Origin of the sequence: Adlercreutzia sp. DFI.6.23 (assembly GCF_024462535.1) — a bacterium.
GTDB classification, from domain to species: domain Bacteria; phylum Actinomycetota; class Coriobacteriia; order Coriobacteriales; family Eggerthellaceae; genus Adlercreutzia; species Adlercreutzia rubneri.
Genome location: NZ_JANGBP010000209.1, coordinates 1 through 395 on the forward strand (window position 1 = coordinate 1; position 395 = coordinate 395).

Here is a 395-nt window from a genome sequence, read left to right on the forward strand (position 1 = left end):
CACCGACCTTCGGGTTATGAGCCCGACGAGCTGACCAGACTGCTCCACCCCGCAATGGGTTACCCCAAAGGGCGAGGATATATATTACTCGCCTGAGCGCGAATTGCAAGTCTTCGATCACACTTCGCCTCATTCGGCACAATTCCTGCACATGTTTGCCGTCCCAATAGCCTCCAGCACGATTTGTCGCATCGCACACGGATGATCACTCTGCTCCGTGCTATGATGCCACCTATGCTTTCCCAGATCAGACAAAACGGATTGCCCTCATGGGCCTACAAGGCGGCGCTGCTTTTGGCGACCGCCATTTGGGGCATGGGCACGGTGGTCATCAAGTCCACCGTCGACGAGTTCCCGCCCGCTTGGATCGTGGGCGTGCGCTTCACCTTTGCCGG

General features: G+C 57.7%; 1 protein-coding gene. It reads left to right on the plus strand.

Translation table 11 applies throughout. The features are described from left to right. Window positions 1–234 precede the first annotated feature (234 nt). Window positions 235–395, plus strand: a 161-nt coding sequence (locus NE591_RS13040) for an EamA family transporter (RefSeq protein ID WP_371130614.1), incomplete at its 3' end; no start/stop codon positions are given.